Annotated in this window: 19 protein-coding genes and 2 riboswitches; of the genes, 14 read left to right on the top strand and 5 right to left on the bottom strand. The window is 44.3% G+C overall.

Annotation, left to right across the window (positions count from 1 at the left end):
• Window positions 1-92 precede the first annotated feature (92 nt).
• The 3 genes from E4U82_RS11420 to E4U82_RS11410 all read left to right on the top strand — a co-directional run bounded on the left by E4U82_RS11420 (window position 93) and on the right by E4U82_RS11410 (window position 2,849).
• Entirely contained in the window at window positions 93-1,577 is a 1,485-nt protein-coding gene (locus E4U82_RS11420) for an ABC transporter ATP-binding protein (RefSeq protein ID WP_342447734.1), read from the top strand.
• Window positions 1,561-2,340 carry an energy-coupling factor transporter transmembrane component T family protein gene (locus E4U82_RS11415; RefSeq protein WP_135110313.1) on the top strand — a complete coding sequence of 260 codons (780 nt, stop codon included), beginning with the start codon at window positions 1,561-1,563 and terminating at the stop codon, window positions 2,338-2,340. Before E4U82_RS11420 ends, E4U82_RS11415 begins: the two co-directional genes overlap by 17 nt.
• 134 nt (window positions 2,341-2,474) lie before the next feature.
• Window positions 2,475-2,849: a hypothetical protein gene (locus E4U82_RS11410; protein WP_135110312.1), complete on the top strand. Its 375-nt coding sequence runs from the start codon at window positions 2,475-2,477 to the stop codon at window positions 2,847-2,849.
• A 76-nt stretch (window positions 2,850-2,925) separates the two neighbouring features.
• Here E4U82_RS11410 and E4U82_RS11405 read toward each other — a convergent pair whose 3' ends face one another.
• A complete protein-coding gene (locus E4U82_RS11405) occupies window positions 2,926-4,371 on the bottom strand; it encodes an OmpA family protein (RefSeq protein ID WP_135110311.1) in 1,446 nt (481 codons plus the stop codon).
• Between the two features lie 200 nt (window positions 4,372-4,571).
• Between E4U82_RS11405 and E4U82_RS11400 the strand changes: the two genes are divergently transcribed.
• From E4U82_RS11400 to E4U82_RS11385, 3 genes are all read left to right on the top strand, one after another.
• Window positions 4,572-5,702, top strand: coding sequence for an Rpn family recombination-promoting nuclease/putative transposase (locus tag E4U82_RS11400; protein ID WP_135110310.1), 1,131 nt, complete (start codon window positions 4,572-4,574; stop codon window positions 5,700-5,702).
• A gap of 511 nt (window positions 5,703-6,213) precedes the next feature.
• Window positions 6,214-6,471, top strand: a complete 258-nt coding sequence (locus tag E4U82_RS11390; RefSeq protein WP_135110308.1) for a YkvS family protein — start codon at window positions 6,214-6,216, stop codon at window positions 6,469-6,471.
• Window positions 6,468-6,611, top strand: coding sequence for an FbpB family small basic protein (locus tag E4U82_RS11385; RefSeq protein WP_135110307.1), 144 nt, complete (start codon window positions 6,468-6,470; stop codon window positions 6,609-6,611). The genes E4U82_RS11390 and E4U82_RS11385 overlap by 4 nt, the downstream gene beginning before the upstream one ends.
• A gap of 18 nt (window positions 6,612-6,629) precedes the next feature.
• Here the strand turns inward: E4U82_RS11385 and E4U82_RS11380 are convergent, their stop codons facing one another.
• Genes E4U82_RS11380 through E4U82_RS11370 form a run of 3 tightly spaced genes read right to left on the bottom strand, consistent with a single transcriptional unit; the run spans window position 6,630 to window position 8,297 of the window.
• Window positions 6,630-6,815, bottom strand: coding sequence for a hypothetical protein (locus tag E4U82_RS11380; RefSeq protein WP_135110306.1), 186 nt, complete (start codon window positions 6,813-6,815; stop codon window positions 6,630-6,632).
• Window positions 6,805-7,572, bottom strand: a complete 768-nt coding sequence (locus E4U82_RS11375; protein ID WP_135110305.1) for an ABC transporter permease — start codon at window positions 7,570-7,572, stop codon at window positions 6,805-6,807. Before E4U82_RS11375 ends, E4U82_RS11380 begins: the two co-directional genes overlap by 11 nt.
• Window positions 7,569-8,297, bottom strand: a complete 729-nt coding sequence (locus E4U82_RS11370) for an ABC transporter ATP-binding protein (RefSeq protein WP_135110304.1) — start codon at window positions 8,295-8,297, stop codon at window positions 7,569-7,571. The genes E4U82_RS11375 and E4U82_RS11370 overlap by 4 nt, the downstream gene beginning before the upstream one ends.
• A gap of 235 nt (window positions 8,298-8,532) precedes the next feature.
• Here E4U82_RS11370 and E4U82_RS19890 point away from each other — a divergent pair, with 235 nt between their 5' ends.
• The 3 genes from E4U82_RS19890 to E4U82_RS11360 all read left to right on the top strand — a co-directional run bounded on the left by E4U82_RS19890 (window position 8,533) and on the right by E4U82_RS11360 (window position 11,970).
• Window positions 8,533-8,763 (top strand): hypothetical protein, encoded by a 231-nt coding sequence (locus E4U82_RS19890; RefSeq protein WP_167751392.1) that lies wholly within the window; start codon window positions 8,533-8,535, stop codon window positions 8,761-8,763.
• Window positions 8,681-9,709: a D-alanyl-D-alanine carboxypeptidase family protein gene (locus E4U82_RS11365; protein ID WP_167751391.1), complete on the top strand. Its 1,029-nt coding sequence runs from the start codon at window positions 8,681-8,683 to the stop codon at window positions 9,707-9,709. The genes E4U82_RS19890 and E4U82_RS11365 overlap by 83 nt, the downstream gene beginning before the upstream one ends.
• Window positions 9,710-9,858: 149 nt before the next feature.
• Window positions 9,859-11,970 (top strand): hypothetical protein, encoded by a 2,112-nt coding sequence (locus E4U82_RS11360; protein ID WP_135110302.1) that lies wholly within the window; start codon window positions 9,859-9,861, stop codon window positions 11,968-11,970.
• Between the two features lie 253 nt (window positions 11,971-12,223).
• On the opposite strand, the gene E4U82_RS11355 is transcribed toward E4U82_RS11360, so the two are convergent.
• Entirely contained in the window at window positions 12,224-12,724 is a 501-nt protein-coding gene (locus tag E4U82_RS11355) for a hypothetical protein (protein WP_135110301.1), read from the bottom strand.
• Between the two features lie 515 nt (window positions 12,725-13,239).
• Here E4U82_RS11355 and E4U82_RS11350 point away from each other — a divergent pair.
• The 5 genes from E4U82_RS11350 (at window position 13,240) to guaA (ending at window position 21,311) form a co-directional block, all read left to right on the top strand.
• Window positions 13,240-14,742 carry an amidase gene (locus tag E4U82_RS11350; protein WP_135110300.1) on the top strand — a complete coding sequence of 501 codons (1,503 nt, stop codon included), beginning with the start codon at window positions 13,240-13,242 and terminating at the stop codon, window positions 14,740-14,742.
• Window positions 14,743-14,951: 209 nt separating this feature from the next.
• Window positions 14,952-15,917 (top strand): AAA family ATPase, encoded by a 966-nt coding sequence (locus E4U82_RS11345; protein ID WP_135110299.1) that lies wholly within the window; start codon window positions 14,952-14,954, stop codon window positions 15,915-15,917.
• Complete coding sequence (locus E4U82_RS11340; protein WP_135110298.1) at window positions 15,914-17,182, top strand: DUF58 domain-containing protein; 1,269 nt, start codon at window positions 15,914-15,916, stop codon at window positions 17,180-17,182. The genes E4U82_RS11345 and E4U82_RS11340 overlap by 4 nt, the downstream gene beginning before the upstream one ends.
• Before the next feature lie 2 nt (window positions 17,183-17,184).
• On the top strand, window positions 17,185-19,359 hold the full coding sequence (locus tag E4U82_RS11335) for a transglutaminase TgpA family protein (protein WP_135110317.1): 2,175 nt from the start codon (window positions 17,185-17,187) through the stop codon (window positions 19,357-19,359).
• 36 nt (window positions 19,360-19,395) lie between these two features.
• Window positions 19,396-19,497: riboswitch (purine riboswitch) on the top strand.
• 278 nt (window positions 19,498-19,775) lie between these two features.
• Window positions 19,776-21,311: a glutamine-hydrolyzing GMP synthase gene (gene guaA, locus E4U82_RS11330; protein WP_135110297.1), complete on the top strand. Its 1,536-nt coding sequence runs from the start codon at window positions 19,776-19,778 to the stop codon at window positions 21,309-21,311.
• 71 nt (window positions 21,312-21,382) lie between these two features.
• Window positions 21,383-21,484, top strand: a riboswitch (purine riboswitch).
• Window positions 21,485-21,551: the final 67 nt, after the last annotated feature.

Below are 21,551 nucleotides of genomic sequence, written 5' to 3'. Positions count from 1 at the left end.
ATGTCTAAAACCTAATTACTCCTGTCTTGGCGGGAGATCAAGCCGTTTCATTGAAAATCTGATGTTCCACTCGCTAATTTACATATTTTTACATAAAACCCGTTATACTTCTGTCTAAGGCTCCTAGCGGATCCGGGAAAAGCAGTCTGGTTCTCTGTCTCAACGGGCTATATCCGGAAGCCGTGGAAGGGACGTCTTCCGGGGATATCTTTTTCCTCGGGGAAAATATCCGGGGTTTTGAGAAGGGTGAACTGACACAGGAAATCGGCATCGTCTTTCAGGACCCGGAAACTCAGTTTTGCATGATTACGGTGGAGGATGAGCTGGCTTTCACCCTGGAAAACAGAAAGATTCCCTCATCTGAAATCCGTGGGAGAATCAAAGCGGTCCTGAAAGCCGTCGGAATGGAGGATTTTGAAAAGAATAAGATCCATGAGTTGTCGGGTGGTCAGAAACAAAAGATTGCCCTCGCTTCCGTACTGCTGCTTGAGCCGGAAATGCTGATTCTTGATGAACCGACGGCAAATCTGGACCCGGTATCAAGCCTGGAATTCATCGAGCTTGTGGAGGAGACCCAGAAAAAGCGGCAGATGTCCGTTCTAGTGATCGAGCATCAGGCTGATGACTGGATCAAGTTGATTGACAGGGTGCTGGTCATTGGCCGGTATGGACAACTGCTAGCAGATGATATGCCGGAGCGGTTGTTTACGGAACAAAAACAACTTCTGGAACGGGAAGGGGTCTTTTTTCCTGGAGGATATTCCAATAGCCCCGCATTTCGGGAAAGATGGACGCGGATTGGACCAACTGAGGAAAACGTGCTTTCGGTCCGCGAGGTGTCTTTTTCCCGGCGAAAACAAGAGGTGCTGAAAAACGTGAACATGGATGTGCGGGGCGGGGAGTTTGTGGTTATCGTAGGGGAAAATGGAGCAGGGAAGTCTACCCTGCTTCAGCTGATGGCAGGGCTCCTGGAACCGGTAGAAGGGGATATTTCCTTGTTTAACCACCCGCTGCGAAAATGGCAGGAGATTGACCTGCGAAAGCGGATGGGTTTTGTCTTCCAGAATCCGGAGCATCAGTTCATCACCGATACCGTCTATGAGGAGCTAACCTTCGGGATAAAGGTGAATGGCTATGGCGAAGAAGCAATTGTGACAGCTGCGGACGAGCTGATGGAACTGTTCCATCTGAAAGAGCATCGCCACAGCAATCCATTCTCCTTAAGCGGCGGGCAAAAACGGAGACTTAGTGTAGCAACCGTGCTGGATGAAACGCCTGATATTCTGCTGTTCGATGAGCCGACATTCGGCCAGGACGCCGCCACAACGTCGGAGCTGATGGATTATGTCATAGAATTGAAAGCGAGGGGGATGGCCATTGTCTTCGTCACCCATGATATGGATATTGTTGATGCCACCGACCGTGTCGTTGTCCTGAAACAGGGGGAAGCAGCATTCTCCGGCAACCCGGCGTCTCTCTGGGAGAAAGGAGAACTCCTTCGGGAAGCGCGACTGCGATTGCCGGTAAGGCTCCGGAAAAGGCAGTGGGAGGGTGAGCTGTATGATCCTATCCATTAATCCGTCCATCAAGGCATTTGCTGTATTGGTTCCAGGCGTACTGCTCGGTCTTACCTATGATGTGTTTACACCGTTACTGTATTTTATATTTATTTTGGCCGTCACGTTTACCATGACAGACATTCCGATTCTCCGCTGGATGAAATTTTTCACCCCATTTCTCATCCTTGCTTTGAGTTTCGCCTGGATGACTGTCCTATATGCCAACCAGACCTTCTCCAACGGGGAAGTGGTTTTCACACTGTGGAATCTGGAGATCACGACGGGCAGCATCCAGACAGGAATCAGCCTGGCACTTAGGTCACTCTGTTTTGGCGCGCTGTCTTTGATGTTCATCCTGACAACGGATTCGACGAAATTGATGCTCAGCTTCATGCAGCAATGCAAGCTGCCGCCGAAAATCACGTACGGCATCCTGGCCGGTTACCGGTTTCTGCCTGTCTTCCGGCATGAGCTGGAGGTACTCAGGCAGGCACACCGCATCCGTGGAGTAAGCCGGGCACGGGGAATCAAAGGAAGAGTTAATCAATTCCGCCGTTATGCCATTCCGCTACTGGCCAACGGTATCCGTAAAGCGGAGCGTGTCTCCGTTGCGATGGAGTCCAAGGGCTTCACCGGCGACACTGACCGCACGCATTATCATAAAATGACTGTCGGAAAGCGTGACTGGCTGTTTTTGGGGATGATGATCGGGTTCTTGATTGCGGTGTTTGCACTGTCGTATTATCTTGGGTATTTGCGAATATTTGGAAGGAAGTTTTAAAAGAGATGGCTGCCGGATTGTAACGTTCTTTTTAACCATCAGGTCACGGATCCTGGTGGTTTCTTTTTTTAACAACTGATGATATGGTTATTATGTTCTTATTTTGGAAATGGCAACGAAAGGGGATAAAAACGATGCCGGTGAACCTGCCTTCAAGACAAATCTATATGCTGAACGTTATTTCCAGTGTTCTGTTTTTCCTGGCGAGTGCCATAACAAGTGTTGTAACAGCTGTTAACTTTCAAACAATGCTTATTCTTACACTCATCGTCATCATTTATTGGATTCTGGCTGTTATTATTACGGGGTTATATAAAACGTCAGGAAATATGAAACAGATTCACCTTAAAACAGTCATCAGCCTTGTCGTCATCATGATCGTATTCACTCTTCAACAGCTTATGTTCATTAAAATACCATTTTCTGCAAGCTTTGTTTTTTTCGCTTTTAGCTTAGTATTTTTGACATTAATGCATATCGTGTTTTTCCGGTCAGGACTTCACGACTGATTGTGCTCTTCAGAAAAATGAAAAGCGGTATTTCCATGAAACAGTGGTCATACCGCATCTTATATCGTTAGTCTTATTATTTTTGAAAAACTATTTCCACTCTGCGGTTTTTCTTTCTTCCTTCACTATCCTCATTCGATGCAACTGGCTTTGTTTCGCCATAGCCTGTTTTTTCGATATTCAGGTGATTGATATCTCCATTTTTCGTCAGGTATTTTTCTACTGCAGTTGCCCTTTCCTCTGATAGATTCATATTATAATCAGCGTCACCCTCACTGTCTGTATGTCCATTAATATGAACGGTCGTATTCTTTTCCAGCTCCTCTAATAAAGCGGTGACTTCGCCCAGCGTCTTTTTTGCATCTTCCTTTAAATTACTTTTATCATGATCAAACAGGACATCATCCGGTACTTGAATTTTCATTTCACCATCATCTTCGGTTACGATTGAATCCTGGGGTTCCTCCATGTCAATACCTTCCGGCTTCAATCGTAAATAAATTTCCTGATGATCATCTACTTCCTTAACCAAATCGCCTGTCATTTTTTTAAACTTCTCACCGTATGTTTCGTCAACTTGGTCACCCGTCCGATGCGAACTCACCGGACGAACTTTAACTTCAATAAATCCATCATCTGTAATTGATTCATAGGCGATTGGAAGGCGAAAAGTCCCATCAGGCTCTACATAGGTCGTGTTAGCATGTAATTGTTGGGAAAAATAAGCTTCTTCATCTGAATAAAATCTGCCGTTTATTTCCATGCCTTCTATCAGATTTGTTTTTCCTTCCACGTATAAAAAGTGGTGATCATTATCCGTAATGTCCGCATCGAACCATATGTCGGTTTCGCCATAGTCATCCGGCAAAGGTTCTCTTTCGGGTGTTTTAAAGGTATACTCTGTTTTTTCGTCGCCTATTAATGCATAAACAGGGGCATACACTTTATGTTTTAACTCGGAACCAACCTCATTTTGATAGATGAATGGCCCCTTAAATTTTTCACCGTTCTCCCCATACATATCGATGACGTTATCCGGCGCAAGATGATTGTAAATTTCGACTTCAACGGCTGTTTCTATGTATTGACCTTCATAATGATCATAAAAACTGTCCTTGACTTCATAATCAAGCGAAAATGTCCCATCACTATTGACAATAGCTTCTTCGTCTCTCGGCGGATAAACCAGTAATCTATGTGTAAACGGGCTATTGTATAGCTTGATTTTTACGGGCGTACCTTCGATTAAGTTCGTTGTGCCCTCCACACGTATGATATTTTCTTCTTCCTTCAAAAGAACTTTCCCATCTACAGCTATCTCTTGACCGGCGGATGCATTTACATTTTTTGTTTCTTCTCCGTCTTCGTTTTTATCGTTTGCCGGTTCGTTATCTTCTTGTTTTGCTGCTTCCTCCGTTTTTTCTTCAGGTTTTTTATCCCCGGCTTCTTTGTCAGAAGTGCATCCTATCAATATCGCCAAAAGAATTAACATCTGGGGTAATATCAGCTTTCTTCTGTCCATTTAGCTCCTCCTCCATGGCTTTATTTTTCATTATATCGGTTTATCGCTGCAATCACAAAAGGGGAGGGATGGTTTCAAAGCCTGCTGTGCAGTATTTTCTGCATTCAGGCATTTTTGTGAACAAATTATAAGAAATTTTGCTATACTAATTTTAGATAAACGCCTCTGTAAGTCCCCATAAACCAAAGGGATGTGCTAAAATGCCACTGAATACATTTGTCAATGAGCAACCGCCAAGTTATGCCACAACAAGAATTGTGAGGGAAGACCCAGCCGACTATGATAAAAAGTCTGGAAGTAGAAAACCAGGTAATCTCCTAAAGCGAATATCACTTGAACGCTTGATGGATCTAAAAGTTGATTATGCTTTTAAACAGCTGTTTGGGAATGAAAAAAATAAGGATATCACAGTTGTATTTTTGAATGCCATTTTACAAAGAACCGGCCGAAATCAGATTAAAGACATGTCATTTCTGAATACGGAAGCTGGTGGTGAATATACTGAAGATAAGCAATCGAGAATGGATTTATTGGTTACAACAAACTCCGATGAACAAATTAATGTTGAAATACAATTCACCAACCAATATGATATGATTAAACGCTCCATCTACTATTGGGCAGGGGTCTACCGCAGTCCGTTCAAAAAGAAAATGTCTTATAAAGAACTGCGGCCTGTTATCGCAATAAATATCCTCAATTTTAACCTATTTAAGCAAACAGACGACTTTCATACAACGTACCATTTATACGAAGATGAGGAAAAATTCAAGTTGACTGATGTGATGGAATTTCATTTTATCGAAATGTCAAAGTTAATCAAGGACTGGAAAGACGATAAATTGGATCCATGGAATGATGTTCTGGCCAGATGGTTAATGTTACTTGGGATGGTTGATCACTGGAACGATAAGGTCTATGACGAAATTTACCAGGAACTGGAGGAGATAGCTATGAAGGATGAGTCATTGCGTAATGCTTTTCAAACCTGGGAAGAATTAAGTATGACACAGGATCAATACCTGGCCTATGAAGCACGTTTGAAGCGTATAAGAGATGAGGAAGCGGCCCAGCGCGAGGCAGAACTTAGAATACAGGAAGCGAAAGAAGAAGCGAAAGAAGAAGCGGAAGAAGAAGTGAAAAAAGCAAAACAAGAAGGTAGAAAAGCCGCAGAAAAAGCAAAACAAGAAGGTATACAGAAAGGAGAGGAAAGTGCCAAAGAGTCTATTGCCCGTAAACTATTGGCAGAAGGTATGGAAATTGAAGCAGTTGCAGAAACGACTGGGCTTCCAAAGGATAAAGTCATTGAACTCCAGCGGGAGATGCGGTGATAAAATTCTGCTGTGCCTTCACATCTAATGATTGACATTAAAACAACTATGAAGCCTCTCATGATTCCTAAGTGTGGGAGGCTTTTATATGTGGAAGGCTTTGCGAAAGAATTGTCAGGAAGCAAGTGAATGCGTGCTATCCTTTTTTGTGAGCTCTCCCATTAGTGGAGGAAATATACGTAGACTCCTGCGGAAAAAAGGCATAGGTGAGACCCCGCAGCGCGCCAGTGCGAGGAGGCTCACCAGCCGCCCGCGGAAAGCGAAGTATATTTCCGGAGCGGTATATTTCGACTAACCAGAATAGATATGTTCGGATTTTCCTTTTGGTGAAATACTTTTGTCCAAGGCTCCTAGGCGGAATCCTATTTACATACTTCTGCCACAATTTTACCAAAACAATGCCAATATCATCATATACAATTAACCTATAAGCTGGCAGGAAGGACACAGAGGGCTAAGGAAGGATGTTCTTTTGCCTTTTCACATTGGTACACAACGAGGAGGTACACATATGTTTAAACCTGACAGTAAGAAGGCCAAGCCCGGAGATATCATTGAATTCGAACAAGATGGTGTGTTAGTAAAAGGGAATGTTTTACCATCTAAAACAAAAAACAGTATTGTTGTTGATATATCCGCTATGGAGAACTATGAAAATTTGAACTATGGGTTTCCCAATACAGTTGTCAACCATAAAAAATACCGGATTGTTGAGGAAACGTCTGATAAAAAACGAAATGCCGGAAATCTGAGGAGTGTATTCGGATGAGATCCCGACCATTGAAATTTGAACAGTTGGTTCAGGAAAACAAGCAGGAATTACTGGATGATGCGACGCGAATTTCGCAAATTGAACTGCGTCTAGAGAAAAAACAGACAGAACCATTACGTGATAAACAGAAGACCTAGCGTCATTCTGTTTATATATTAACCTCCCCCTTTTTGAACGATAATCGAATCAGAATCACAAAAAGCGGCACGATCGGGAAAATTATTTTTTTCCATTGATCGTGCCGCTTTTTTGTTCTTTTTTCGATTGTAATAAAAAGAGGGTATGTCAGGAATTTTTAGCCGAACGGTTTCAAATAAACCTCTAAATGATTTATTCGTCACGCTCCACTGCACTTCCCGCAAGCTGCATCCGCTGATTAAACAGGGTGGGATAAGACAGATATCCAAGCATGATACTGGTAACCACAGCGGTTGTCAGCAGAAGGAACAGGACGAGCAATTGAAAGAGCACGGCCTGGACAGGATCAGCTCCGGCGATAATTTGCCCGCTCATCATTCCCGGCAGCTGGACAAGTCCGATGGTTTTCTGGCTTTCAATGGTGGGGATGGTGCTCGCCTGAATGGACGCGATCAGCTGCGTATGAATGGCCTGTTTAGGTGTTCCGCCGAGCGATAAAATAAGTTCGGTTTCATCCTGATGTGTTTCAATTTCAGATGTGAATCGGTTGAGGAACAATATGGACAGCACCATCGAGTTACCGACAACCATTCCGCTGATTGGGATGATATATTGTGCGGTCGCTGGTGTAATATTCAGCCCGAGCAAAATCGTTTGGGTCAGAACTTCCACGAAAGTGAACGTCACGATAAGCTTCCAGATGATCCCCTTGATAGCAGCTCCTTTTCGGTGGGCGTTCTGGGTTGCTGCTGCAATCATCAGTAAGACCATCAGGATAATATAAATTATATTTTCTGAGTTGAAGACAAACTGCAGCACGTAGCCAACGACCAGCAGTTGGATGATGGAACGTACCGATGCGATGATGGTATCCTTTTCTAATCCAAGGTTAAGAGTTTTGGACAAAACAAGCGGAATGATGACGAACAATAACGAGATGGATAACGTCAGGAAGCTCATTCGATTTCACCTCTTACAAATTGCTTGACCCTGTCATTTTGTGGATTTCGTAAAAAACTGCTTTCCCCGGTTTCCACAACTTCCCCGTCCATCATTACCCACGTATCATCACCGATTGACAAGGCTTGCTGCAGGTTGTGGGTAATCCATACAATGGTTGTGCCGTACTGCTCGTTCATGTTGACGATTAGTTCTTCAATATCCTGGCGGGATACACTATCCAATGAAGATGTAATTTCATCAAGCAGCAAAATATCCGGCTGGTTCACGAGGGTGCGGGCAATCGATAACTTCTGCTGTTGTCCCCCTGATAAGTCCTTCGTTTTCTTTTGTAAATCTGTTTTGTCCAGCCCGACCATTTTCAACAGTTCCCTGGCACTGTCTTCCGCCAATTCTTTTCCCTGCAAGGTTAATGGAAGCTCAAGATTTTTCCGGACACTGCCGCTGATCATCGTTGCTTTTTGCAGCGCCATCCCGACGTTCCGGCGAAGTTCGACAGGCTCATAGCTGCCGATTGGTTTGTCCTTGATAAAAATCTCACCTGAATCCGGTGACTGCAGGCCATTGCATAACTTGAACAATGTCGTTTTTCCTGCACCGGACGGCCCGACCAGCGTTGTGATTTTCCCCTCTGAAATGGCCCCGGTCACGTTTTTCAGAATATGTAAGCCATTTGTGGAATAATCGACATGCTCGAACCTTATGGCATCCCCGGCAACTGTCATATATGTCACGTCCCTTGTACAATATCAACATTCTTATAAGTATCCGTTTAGATGTTATTTTCCCCTTGTCCATTATAATTATTATCTGTTATAGAATATAACAATTCAACTTATATAAAATCCACAATTTACCTATTACAATTACATAACAATTGCTTCATCAGGACAATGATTCGACAAAAATATACTAAAATGGACAAGGTAGAAAGTTTGATAGCGTAAAGCAGGTGTTATTGTGAAAAAACGATTATTATTATTGATTACCCTCATAGCCGTCAATCCGCTTTTTGTGGCTGTCGCCCATGCTGAACAAGAGAACCCGAAACCCTCTCCGACAAGTGAAGCCGCGGTGATGATCGATGCTGAGACAGGTGATGTCATCTATGAAAAAAAACGCGGATACCGCGATGTATCCCGCCAGTTTGACAAAAATCGCAACGGCCATTTATGTGATCGAAACAGCTGACCTCGATGATATGGTAACGGTTAGCGGAAATGCGAGGGACACTGAGGGCACCAGTGTTTTTTTGGAAGAAGGTGAGCAGGTTTCGCTAAAAAAACTTGTCCAGGGATTGCTGATTAACTCTGGTAATGATGCCGGTGTGGCTATTGCTGAGCATGTCGGCGGCAGTGTCGGGCAGTTTACATCAGAACTGAATGGCTATCTGCAGCAGAAGGTCGGTGTTCAGAACACTCATTTTGAAAATCCGCATGGTCTTTTTGATTCCGGTCACGTGACAACAGCACAAGATCTGGCCGCCATAACCCGATACGCCATTCAGAATGAAACGTTCCGGGAGATTTTTGGCACAGTCGAACTGGCTTGGGATGGCGAGTCATGGGATACGACACTTTTGACGCACCACAAATTAATGCGGGAGAGGCCCTATGACGGGATAACCGGCGGAAAGACCGGGTTCGTTAACCAGTCCGGTTTTACGCTGGCAACCACTGCCAAAAGAGATGATTTGAACCTGATTGTCATTACATTAAACGCTAACATGCAGAAAGACGCCTATCAGGACACCATTAATCTATTAGACTATGGTTTTGGCCGTTTCACACATTCCACTATAGCTAAAGGTATGACATTTGAAACAGATGACACGGAATACAAAACGACTCAGCCGCTGACCATTACACACAAGACTGATGGGGAATTGCAAAAGGATGTCAGTGAGGAAGGTGTGTTAAAGGTTCGTAAACGAAAAGGTGAGGTTGTCGATACGTTTCAGTTAGAAAAAACAAAGCAGGATAGAAGATCTGAAACAGCTAAAAGTGATGTTAAGAAAAATTCAGTTCTTGGGAGCAGTGCACTCATGGCTGTCGTCTCGATTGTTGTTGTCATGATTGGAATAATAGGCGTACTTTACCGGCGTAAAAGAAAACGGGAGGAAAGGTTTTTTTGGTGAGTATAAGCACTTCTCTGCAGTAGACCGTCATCCCCAAAAACTAACAAGTGCTTTCGAATAAAGTAATGGTGAACTTCATATAGTTGTTCTATATTTTTCATGAGGATGAATGGTAACAATTATTATATGAACACAAGTGAGGGATTATCGTGACAACTGAGATGAAACTAATGAATAAAACCTATTATCAAACGTTAGTAGATGACCACGAAGGAAAGCACCCAATCAACAATTTGGGTGAGATGTCCATGGAAGAAATGAAGAAAGAGCGGCCGGATTTATCCGTTATTCGTTACGCACAAGGGGAAGTTTATTTCCTGAATAAAGATTATGAAGCGGCTATTTATAAATGGGGAAGTCCTTTAGAGAATGAATTGTTTCCATGGGCACAAAAGAATATAGCAGATGCTTACTTTGAAATGGGTTTATTGTCGGATGCTGAAAAATTTTACAGGGATGTGGAAACCCAATCGGTTGATTTGAAAGCGGAAGTCCTTCTGCAGCTGTTCTCTTTATATATACAGCAAGATAGGCTGGAAAAAGCTATTGATGCAATTAAAAAAGCCGTTGGATTAAATCCGGATTATTCGGATGTGACAGAGGTTGCCCAATCTTTCTTTGAGAACTTTAAATATTGGGATGATGCGATTGACCTTGCAGTAAACGAAGCCATCCGAACAGAGTCATTGTCATGGTTTGAGGTACTGGAAGGGTATGCAGAACAGGGATTCACAGCTGGTTACAAGCCAATCTATTTTGAGGAAGCTTTAGTTACCTTATTACACATGGATAAATTGCAATTTGAGAACCTTTCAGAACGATTGTGGAAGAATTACCAGCAAAGTAACTTTTTTATACAATGGCTGGAAGAATTTAATCAGCTTCTTTTAACGAATCATGTGGAAGAATCCTATAAGTGGAAGAAGCTTCCGGATTTATATAAGGCATCTTATGTTGAATTGATTAGTGGAAGATTTTTAATCAGGGACATATCACCGCTGATGCAAAACCATTTAACGAATTGGCTGGATGTATCATCTGCAACAGACGCCTTACCATCCTCAACGGCTATACTTGCCTGGGACTCGATTGTCCAATCAGATTTAAATGAGAATCTGGTTCGAAAAGCGCAATACCATTTTGAACAGTCAAATGCCAATCCAAGCGGAAGTCAAGCAGGAAGGGAGTTATTTGAATCGATTAAGGCGTGGGCGGATGAAGAAGGTCTGTCAGATGACTTAACGGAATTTATGGGACCAGTGTTGAAAGAGTACAGCATCCATGTGGCAAGTCCATCTAAAATCCGGGATATGATCAGGGCCTCAATCGAATTTTTAAAAGAAAAACGTTCTGAAGTGGAAGATGGCATTATGGATAGAATTAATTGGAATAAAGAAATCGTTACGGGGATAGAAGATATAGATCGTCAGTTAAAAGAAATGGAAAAAACAGAAGCAGATGCCGCGAAAGATTCTTTCAGTCAAATCAAAGCTAATTTCTTAGCGGATATAATGAGTGAGTTGCCTAAACAGCTTCAAAGTTGTTCCGAATTGGTTCATGAAAACAGCGACTTTAGCAAACTCCATGTTGAAGTTAATGAGGAAATGAATAATCGAATTGCCGAATATATGGAAAAAACGGCACAACATAACTTTAAAAATGCCGTTCATGGGTGGCTGGAGGATTGTAAGAAAACGTTAACGGACAGTCAAATTAAAATGAATGAAATGAGCGAAAGTTTTAATCAACAATATGGCGAAGAGAAGATTGTATTAGATGGTGACTTTAAGATACTGGATGATTGGCTGCGGGATTTGGAGCGGATATCAAGGGGAACGTTGCACATGGAAAAAGTGAATATTATGATGCGCAATAATCCTGCTCAGTTGTTACTGAAAGGGACGGGGAAACTATTAGGATCCATGCCCCAAAATAAAGAAAGACTCCATTCCAGATATAAACGTTACATCGAAAATGAAGACTATCGGCCGGTTACAGAGGAATTAATAAATCCGTTTCAACAACAACTGGAATTATTTGAGCGATCGTTGGAATGGGATGTAAGTAAGTTTTTCTCAGCCCCTTTTGAAGAGCTGAATCTGGTAAACGAAGAAGTGCAGAGTGCGATTGAAAAGCATAAGGACTCCTTGAACACTATAAGTGAAAAACCGGAAATCTACCGTGACCCGCTCACTTTATTCGAAATGCAGCTTTGTCAGTATGAGTTAATGAACGCGCTAAGCGGTAGCCCATCATATTAAGGTAATAGGGGTCCAAGGTGTCGCTCGCGTATGTAGTAAGGAAACCAAAAAACGGCAATTGGGGGAAGAAAGAGACGAGTACATCAAGATAGAGAACGGAATAACGTGTTTTCGATAGACGTTGTTGACAGGCCTTAATCATAATAGCCGTTTTTTGACCTGCACCAATTCCGGATGTTTTATCTTGAAAAACTGCTTTCTTTCTTCTCTTGCGGTAACGAGGAGTTTAATGGACAACTTTCTTTATGGCACTCTATAGACTTGTTCCTCTGTTCTTTTCCAGTCTTTTTAACAGCACCCATCGTAGGATACCACCGATAATTAAACCAACTGGCACGCCCCCAAGCATCGGTAGCCACATGGGGCCGAGCAGCTGACCGAAAATCGTGAACGTCGGTGAAAAAATCAGCCCTACCGTAACGAAATAGGCTGAAAACACAAATGGAACGAAGGCGTATGGTTTACTTTCGCCTTCAGCATCCTTATAGGCATCCCACATGGCAAAAAAATAAAGACACGGATAGAACATCAGCCACCCGAAATTTGTTTGGCTAATGGCCTCCTGAATGTCACCACGAAAGCTCAAAATGATGATTTCATTGAAATTCCCTAATACGTTCGCAATGAATTCTAAAGCAATAAGTAATAGACCTTTTACATATCTGTGGTTTAACAGCTGTCCAAATCCGGGGAGGGCAATACTCCATAGCAGCACTTCGAGTTTGTCTCTGTTCTTACCGTATTGTTTTGCCATGTGTTTATCTTTTATCGCATTTTAATTTGTCTGCCATGATCGGCTCTAGTGCCCAAACCTTGCTGCGTCTATTGATTGCCCTATCGCTTTTAACATGTATATTTTGTTGTTTCAAGATATTTTCTCCTTTCACGATACCAGACAGACACTTCCGGTAACGAACCCCTTAATCTTTGGCGAATTCACTGCGACTGATCATCCATGGAAGTTTCTCAATTTATAGTGCTCTCGGTTAAACAATCAACTCATAGGCGCCCGTGGTCCGGGATTATATAATGCAGTACAGCCTGTCAATACCGCATGCCCCGGCATGGTTTTTGTCTTTCTTTACCTGATTATACAATCCGCACATTTAGTTTGCCGGTAATGAAACATCTTATACCGCAAATCGTGAATTTCGGGAAAGTCAAAGGCAAATGGGCGGAACGTTTCTTATTGTTCTTGTGTGTCAGAAAAATCGGCAATAGCCTAAGAACGTGGTACAATAAATGTAGCACATCGTCAGGAGGAATTAGATGAACCTGCAGACATACTTGAAATTGGATGCAATCGATATCGCTGAACTGATCAAGATGAACGAAATGACCCCGGATGAGTTTCTTAATCTTGCTTTCCAGCGCCTTGAACAAGTCAATCCCCAACTGAACGCTGTTGTCCATGACCGCAAAGGACGTGTGATGGCCGAGGCGGAAAATATGAATATGGAACAGTCGTTTGCTGGGGTACCGATGTTATTGAAAAACCTGTCACAGTCAGTTGCCGGGGAGTTGCTCACATCTTCCTCAAGGTTGATGAAAAATACCGTCAGCCGGCAGGATTCCAACTATGTCAGAAAATTGCGTACTGCCGGGTTCCTGGTTATGGGACATACGAACACACCGGAATTTGGTTTGAAAAATATTACGGAGCCTGAAGTTTATGGTCCGACGCGAAACCCATGGAATACGGATTATGCCTCAGGAGGTTCCAGTGGAGGTGCTGCTGCGGCAGTTGCTTCCGGTATTGTTCCGGCTGCAGGAGCCAGTGACGGCGGGGGCTCTATTCGCATCCCGGCTTCATTTACCGGACTGTTTGGACTAAAACCGACACGCGGGCGTACACCGGTAGGTCCTGGCTCTGGCCGGCAATGGCAGGGTGCATCAATTGATTTTGCACTCAGCCGGAGCGTCCGTGACAGCGCGGCATTACTCGATATCCTGCAGACGGTTCAGCCTGAAGCGGCATTTCAGGTACCGGCATTTTCGGGTCAGTATAAAGCGGATATGGCGGTACCTTTTAAGGAGCCGCTCCGGATTGCTTACACAACCGACTCACCGGTCGATACGCCTGTTTCAGATGATGCACGAGAGGCAGTCGCCAAGACGGTACAATGGCTGGAAAAAGCCGGGCACATTGTTGAACAGAAAGATCATAATGTAGATGGCATCCGGTTGATGCAAGATTATTATGTCATGAACAGTGGCGAAATCTCAGCGTTGACAGCACGACTGGAACATTCACTGGAAAGAGAACTCACGCCTGATGATGTTGAAATCGAAACGTGGCTGCTGCACCAGGCAGGAAAATCAGTTTCGGCAGCAGATTTCTCAGCCAGTCTGGCATCTTGGGATACGGCGGCAGCGCAAATGGAAGCCTTTCACCGGACATATGATTTGTTTATTACACCAGCGGCGGCCTATACCGCACCTGAAGTCGGAGAGCTGTCCCACACAGAGCTGGAGCAGGAGACCTGGCGCAGCAAAATGAAGAAGACTCAAGCAGATAAAACGGCGCAGCAAGCCATCATCTGGGATATCTTTTTGCCGAGTCTCACCTATACACCGTTCACACAGCTTGCCAATTTGACCGGTCAGCCGGCGATGTCGCTGCCTGTGCACCTTTCAAAGGAAGGTCTTCCACTAGGCGTGCAGGTCATGGCATCCAAAGGCAGGGAGGACATGCTGCTTAAGCTGGCCTTTCAGCTGGAACAATCCGATATTTGGATCGGAATGAGAGGCAATCCGATGATGAACGTATAAAAAGCGTGTTTTGAATGCATAATAGATTCTATATACATGAATAGAGTCGGGACCATAAGTGTTCAAAAAGCAGATGAAAACGGCCCGTAAGAAATTCGATAGGTTATTTTCACCTGACTTTTTGAACTTTTTTAAAAATCGCCTTTCAACTTATAGGTCTTTTTTAGTATAGTAAAGATGTAATAGAATGCAGGGGAGGCATTGACTGGATGATGCAGGAGACCGCCATTTTCAATGAAAAGATTGAGAGAGTCTTAGAAAATATTAATAAAGTCATGATTGGTAAAGAGGAAGAGGCAATGCTCAGCCTTGTGGCGCTGTTGGCCCAAGGTCATGTTTTATTGGAAGATGTACCCGGTGTCGGTAAAACCATGCTTGTCAGAACATTGGCTAAATCATTGGATTGCGATTTTAGACGTATCCAATTTACGCCGGATTTGTTACCGGCCGATGTGACAGGTGTATCCATCTACAATCCCAAGGAACTGGAGTTTGAGTTTCGCTCAGGACCGATTCAAGGCAACATTGTGCTTGCCGATGAGATTAACCGTACATCACCAAAGACACAATCCGCATTGCTTGAAGGCATGGAGGAAAAGAACGTCACGGTTGATGGCAGGACGATTCCTTTGAAACAGCCATTCTTTGTTATGGCAACGCAAAATCCGATCGAGTATGAAGGAACATATCCGCTTCCCGAAGCACAGCTTGACAGGTTTATCCTTAAAATGAAACTGGGCTATCCGTCCCCTGGTCAGGAAATGCAGATGCTTGAGGCAACATCCAAAACCCATCCAATTGAAGCGATTTCCGCTGTGATGGACAGGGACGAACTATTGGCTGTGCAGGAAGAGGTAAAAGATGTGTATATTGATCGGAATGTACAGCAATACATTATCAATCTGGTAACCGGAACACGTGAAAACAGTGCCATTTATCTCGGTGTCAGCTCGCGCGGTTCGATTGCTTTAATGAAAGCGGCCAAAGCTTATGCATATATTTATGGGCGTGATTATGTTTTGCCTGATGATGTGAAGTATTTGGCACCGTTTATATTAGCGCATCGAATCATTTTAAATACCGAGGCAAAATATGACGGCCTGACAAGTGATTCGGTTGTTGAAAAAATCGTCCAAAACACACACGTCCCCATTCGGAAGGAATTTAATTCATGAAAGAGGGGCTCCGATTTGCGGTAAAGTTAAGTTTCGCTATCTTTCTGCTGCTGCTTCTTTTTTCATTTGCGATGTTTCAGGGCGGGTTTGTGAGCTGGTTTTTGTTTTTTGGTACGTTGCCTATTTTTGTATATCACTTAGGGCTGCTGTTTTACCCAATTAAAAACTGGCATGTTACAAGAGAGCTTTCCCATTACGTCACCAGGGCAGGTGATCGCATTCAAGTAATCATTCGTATGAAACGTTCCATTCCATACCCATTATATTATTGTATTTTTGAAGAGGTGTTGCCAGACACACTTCAGAAAGCCGATGAACCCAGTGAACGATACCGCTTACTGGGGCATCCGCATAGAAGGCGCATTACCCGCAGAATTAAACAAGTTGTCTTTCCCGGATTCAAGCGCACGATCGAATTGCCCTATGAGATTGAACGTGTACCACGGGGTGAACACCGGCTTCAGTTGATAAGGATTCGAACGGGTGATGTATTCGGTCTTGTGACAAAAGAGCACATCTTTCATGTGGATGACCGGCTTGTCGTTTTTCCGAACGAGCGGCCGGTCAGGGTAACTGAAAGTATTAACAGCTTTGATCAGGGAGCATCCTCATCGCATTCACTGCATTTAAAAAATACGAACGTTGCCACCGGGATCCGCGAATACATGCCAGGTGATAAATTCTCATGGATTGACTGGAAACAGACGGCTAAAAAAAATACTGTCATCACGAAGGAATTTGAGCAGGAAAAAAGTACGAATACGATGGTAGTCCTGGATGCCTGCGATTACCAGGGGTTAAATAAGTTTGCGTTTGAGTCGGGGATTGAACTGACCATGTCTTTGATTGATTCAATTCAAAGACAGACCTCACAGGCAGGCTTTTTGTCAATTGGTGACAGCACTGTTTATTTTCCAGTGCATGACGATCCAGGTAAAAAGGATTGGATTAGACGCCACTTGACGAAGGTTCAGCCCGGGGGAAATGTTCCCTTTTCCATCAAGTTACGGGAAGAAATGATGCGAGTCACGTCCGGAACCAATATGATCCTGCTGACAACCCACTTAGAAAAAGATTTTCAGACTGTCATCAAGCAAGTCAGACAACGCACCAAAAATCTGGCAGTCGTCATGGTTCAAGCATCGGCTCTCATTTCCGAATATGAACATAACATGATCCGGCAGCTTCGTTCAGAAGGTGTGGTGATCAATGTTCTGACCGAAAATGAATTAGCCGGTAACATGATTGAGGTGAAGACCGTTTGAAAATGAAAATGCCGTATCTTTACACCTTACTTTTGTATAGTTGTGCGTTTATTTTATTTCTGGAATGGCTGTACCCGGTTCAACAAATCGGTGATGTCACCAATATGACCGTGTTCATGTTGTATACCGTGTTCTGTTTCTTCATCTCGATACTCGGCGTGAAATGGTGGCTCTCAATGCCACTGAAAGGGTTCGGACTTCTATTGATTATTGACAGTCTGTTTATGGCAGTCCCAATGTTGAGCAGGAGATGGTTTGAGCAGCTTTGGCTGGAGGTAGGCTTTAACCTGAATGCGTTGGTTGCTCAGCAATGGTATGAACTGACGCCATTATTCCGCAGCGTGTTATTTTTGCTGCTGATTTGGATGCTGAGTTATCTGCTTCATTACTGGTTTATTGTCAGGACACGGGTGTTGGTGTTCATTTTGCTGACATTTGTTTATATAAGTTTACTGGATACATTCACGGTGTATGAGGCAGACGGGGCGATTATCCGTACATTTGTCGTATCGTTTGTGGCGCTTGGCATGTCGAATCTTTTCAAAGAGATGGACAGGGAATCGGTTCGTTTCTCATTGGTGAAGAAAGCGCCTGTGTGGGTGATTCCGCTCGTCGGGGTCGTGCTGTTTTCAACGCTGGTTGGGTATGCTGCTCCAAAATTTGACCCGCAATGGCCGGACCCGGTTCCATTTATCCAAAGTGCCGCTAAAAACACCGGTGGCCTGGGCAACGGATCCGGAATACAAAAAGTTGGCTATGGTGAGGACGACAGCCAACTCGGCGGATCGTTTGTACAGGACTATACACCGGTTTTCGAGGCAGCTGCAAAGGATGAACATTACTGGCGTGTGGAAACAAAGGACGTCTATACCGGAAAAGGCTGGGAGAAGTCCGCTGAGCCGGAGTATGAATTGATAAGCGGTGAACGGTTTTATATGCAGATGGTCTCATCCGAGGTGGAAACGGAAGAATTTGAAGCCACAGTGGATTTCAATGAGGACAGTGCTATGGAAAAACTGGTCTACCCGTATGGCGTTTCACAGGTCGAATCGGAGCAGGATTTCGCTTTGCGGGCGGATTTTGATCATGGGGAGGCCCGGACAATACGGGACACGGAGCCTGTAAATCTTGATCAGTATACCGTCACATATGATTCTCCGTCGTTTGCTATTGATGAGTTGCGTGAGGTGAAAGGTGCTCAGGCAGTGGAGGAACGCTATACACAGCTGCCGGATTCGCTGCCGGAACGGGTCGGTGAGCTGGCAGAGGAAATAACAGAAGCAGATGGCAACTGGTACGATAAAGCGCGCTCCATTGAGTCCTATTTTGGACGAAGCGGTTTTACGTACCAGATTAATAATGTTCCTGTCCCCGGAGAGGATCAGGATTACGTGGATCAGTTCCTGTTTGATTCACAAGCGGGGTACTGTGACAATTATTCCACGTCGATGGTTGTCATGTTGCGATCGCTTGATATCCCTGCGCGTTGGGCTAAAGGCTTTACCAGCGGCGAGGTTATCGAAAACGGTGATACCACAGATGATTACGATAGATACGAGGTCACGAATGCCAACGCTCATTCCTGGGTGGAGGTTCTTTTTCCAGGGATAGGCTGGGTGTCGTTTGAGCCGACTCAGGGCTTTTCGAACCTGACTGATTTTTATACGAACATGGACGAAACGGAACAGGACGATACACTGGATTCCCCGGAAGCAGCGCCAGCACAAGGACAGCAGGAAGAGGTGTCTGAAGAGGAGGATGCAGCTGCAGCGGACGCCACAAGTGACAATGATTCGGGAAATATTGAAATGAACTGGTGGTATGTGCTGATTGGTACAGCAGTGACTGCGGTGCTTGTGTGGATCATCTATCGCACAAGATTCCGCTGGCGGACAGCATATTTATTTCGTAAACTGCAGAAACGAAAAGACGCCAGGACATTCCAGGATGCATTCCATTATCTGCTGGCTCTTCTGAATCATAAAGGGCTTGTCAAAGACCCTGATCAGACATTGCGGGAGTACGCGAAACGGGTTGACTTCCGTTATGGAACAACTGAGATGCATCAATTAACCAGCCATTATGAGCGCATTTTGTATAAAAATGAGATGAACAATCAGGAAACTGTTCAATTAAGCCAATCATGGAAAAATCTGATGAAGCAAATCATGGCTTGACCAATGTGTGATGGTTTAGGTAAAATAAATGGGTATTAAAAGATGATAAACGCCATTCATATATCCTCGATGATATGGATCGAAAGTTTCTACCGGGGTACCGTAAATACCCTGACTATGAAGGCGGAATTCAATAGGGAACGAAATATGTGACCTGGATTTCTGCCTTCTTACAGCTTTATGGCTGTATATGGGCGGGGATCCAGGTTATTTTATGGAAAGAAGAGCCGGGAAACGAGCGAACGGGGAAGAAAATCGAGCGAGTCGAGGGGGAAATCGAGCGAGCAAAGCATCCAATCGATCGGCCCAACCATCAAAACGCCCGAGCGGCCCCAACGTTCGAATAGGCACTTTAGGCCACCCCAAGCCCAAGAATAGTGTATGAAAAACGCCGTATGTGATAGGAGCGGAAGTAAATGGAACAAAACGAAATGATTTTGGTGCTGGACTTTGGCAGCCAGTATAACCAGCTGATTACCAGACGAATCAGGGAGCATGGTGTCTATAGTGAATTGCACTCCCATAAGATAACGGCTGATGAGGTGAAGGCCATGAACCCAAAAGGCATCATTCTTTCAGGCGGACCGCACAGTGTTTATGATGATAACAGTTTCCGCTGTGATCCGGAATTGTTTGAACTGGGTGTTCCGATTTTGGGTATTTGCTACGGCATGCAGTTGATGGCACTGCACTTTGGCGGTGAAGTATCCAAAGCAACGAACCGTGAGTACGGCAAGGCCGCAATCGATTTAAACCAGAACCCGGTTTTATTCGCGGAAACACCTGACAGGCAAACGGTTTGGATGAGCCATGGTGATAAAGTGATCAAAACTCCAGAAGCATTTCAGACGGATGCCACCAGTCCATCAACACCGATTGCAGCAATGAGTAATCCGGACCGCCAGTTGTATGGTGTCCAGTTTCATCCGGAAGTACGACATTCGGAATATGGCCAGCAGCTGCTGAAGCATTTCGTTTATGATGTGTGCAACTGCCAGGGTAATTGGACGATTGAAAATTTCATCGAGATGGAAGCTGAGAACATTCGGACCAAAGTTGGGGAACGGAAAGTGCTGTGTGCACTTAGCGGTGGCGTGGATTCATCTGTTGTCGCTGCACTGATCGATAAAGCAATCGGGGAACAGCTGACATGTATTTTTGTCGACCACGGGCTGTTGAGAAAAAATGAAGCAGATGAGGTCACGAAAACGTTTCAGGATGACTTTAACATGAATTTTATCAAAATTGATGCGTCCGATCGGTTTTTATCCAAATTAGAAGGCGTGGATGATCCGGAACAGAAACGGAAAATCATTGGCAATGAATTCATATACGTTTTTGACGACGAAGCGGACAAATTAAAAGATATTGATTTTCTGGCACAAGGGACACTCTATACGGATGTGATTGAAAGCGGCACGGATACCGCCCAGACCATCAAGTCGCATCATAATGTCGGTGGGCTTCCGGAAGACATGCAATTCGAGCTGATTGAGCCGCTGAACACACTGTTTAAAGATGAAGTGCGCGAACTCGGTGTACAGCTCGGACTGCCGGAGAGCATTGTCCGGCGTCAGCCTTTTCCAGGACCGGGGCTTGCAATTCGTGTTCTTGGCGAGATAACCGAAGAAAAACTTGCGATCGTTCGGGAATCCGATGCGATTTTGCGGGAAGAAATCGCTGCAGCTGGTCTGGAACGCGATATCTGGCAATATTTTACCGTTCTACCGGATATTCGCAGTGTCGGGGTGATGGGCGATGCCCGCACGTATGATTACACGATCGGCATCAGGGCAGTCACATCGGTTGATGGCATGACCTCTGACTGGGCGCGGATACCGTGGGATGTTCTGGAAAAAATATCGACGCGTCTGGTGAACGATGTTGCGCATATTAACCGCGTTGTCTATGATATAACAAGCAAACCGCCGGCAACCATTGAGTGGGAATAACGAACATTAATAATAAATGAGATAATAATGTTCGCTTTTTGATTGACAGCAGCGAATTTGTATAGTAAGGTAACAATACAACTTGATAGTTGCGTATAATTCTGGGGATACGGCCCAAGAGTCTCTACCGGACCACCGTAAATGGTCTGACTACGCAGGATTGAGTCATGATGATGAGCTCTTAGTCTCTTCTGATTGCTTTTTCTTGCAGTACACTCTTGTCCTTGGCAGGGGTGTTTT

The organism is Lentibacillus salicampi, assembly GCF_004565465.1.
GTDB classification, from domain to species: Bacteria; Bacillota; Bacilli; order Bacillales; family Amphibacillaceae; genus Lentibacillus; species Lentibacillus salicampi.
This window is presented reverse-complemented; position numbering and strand designations above follow the sequence as displayed.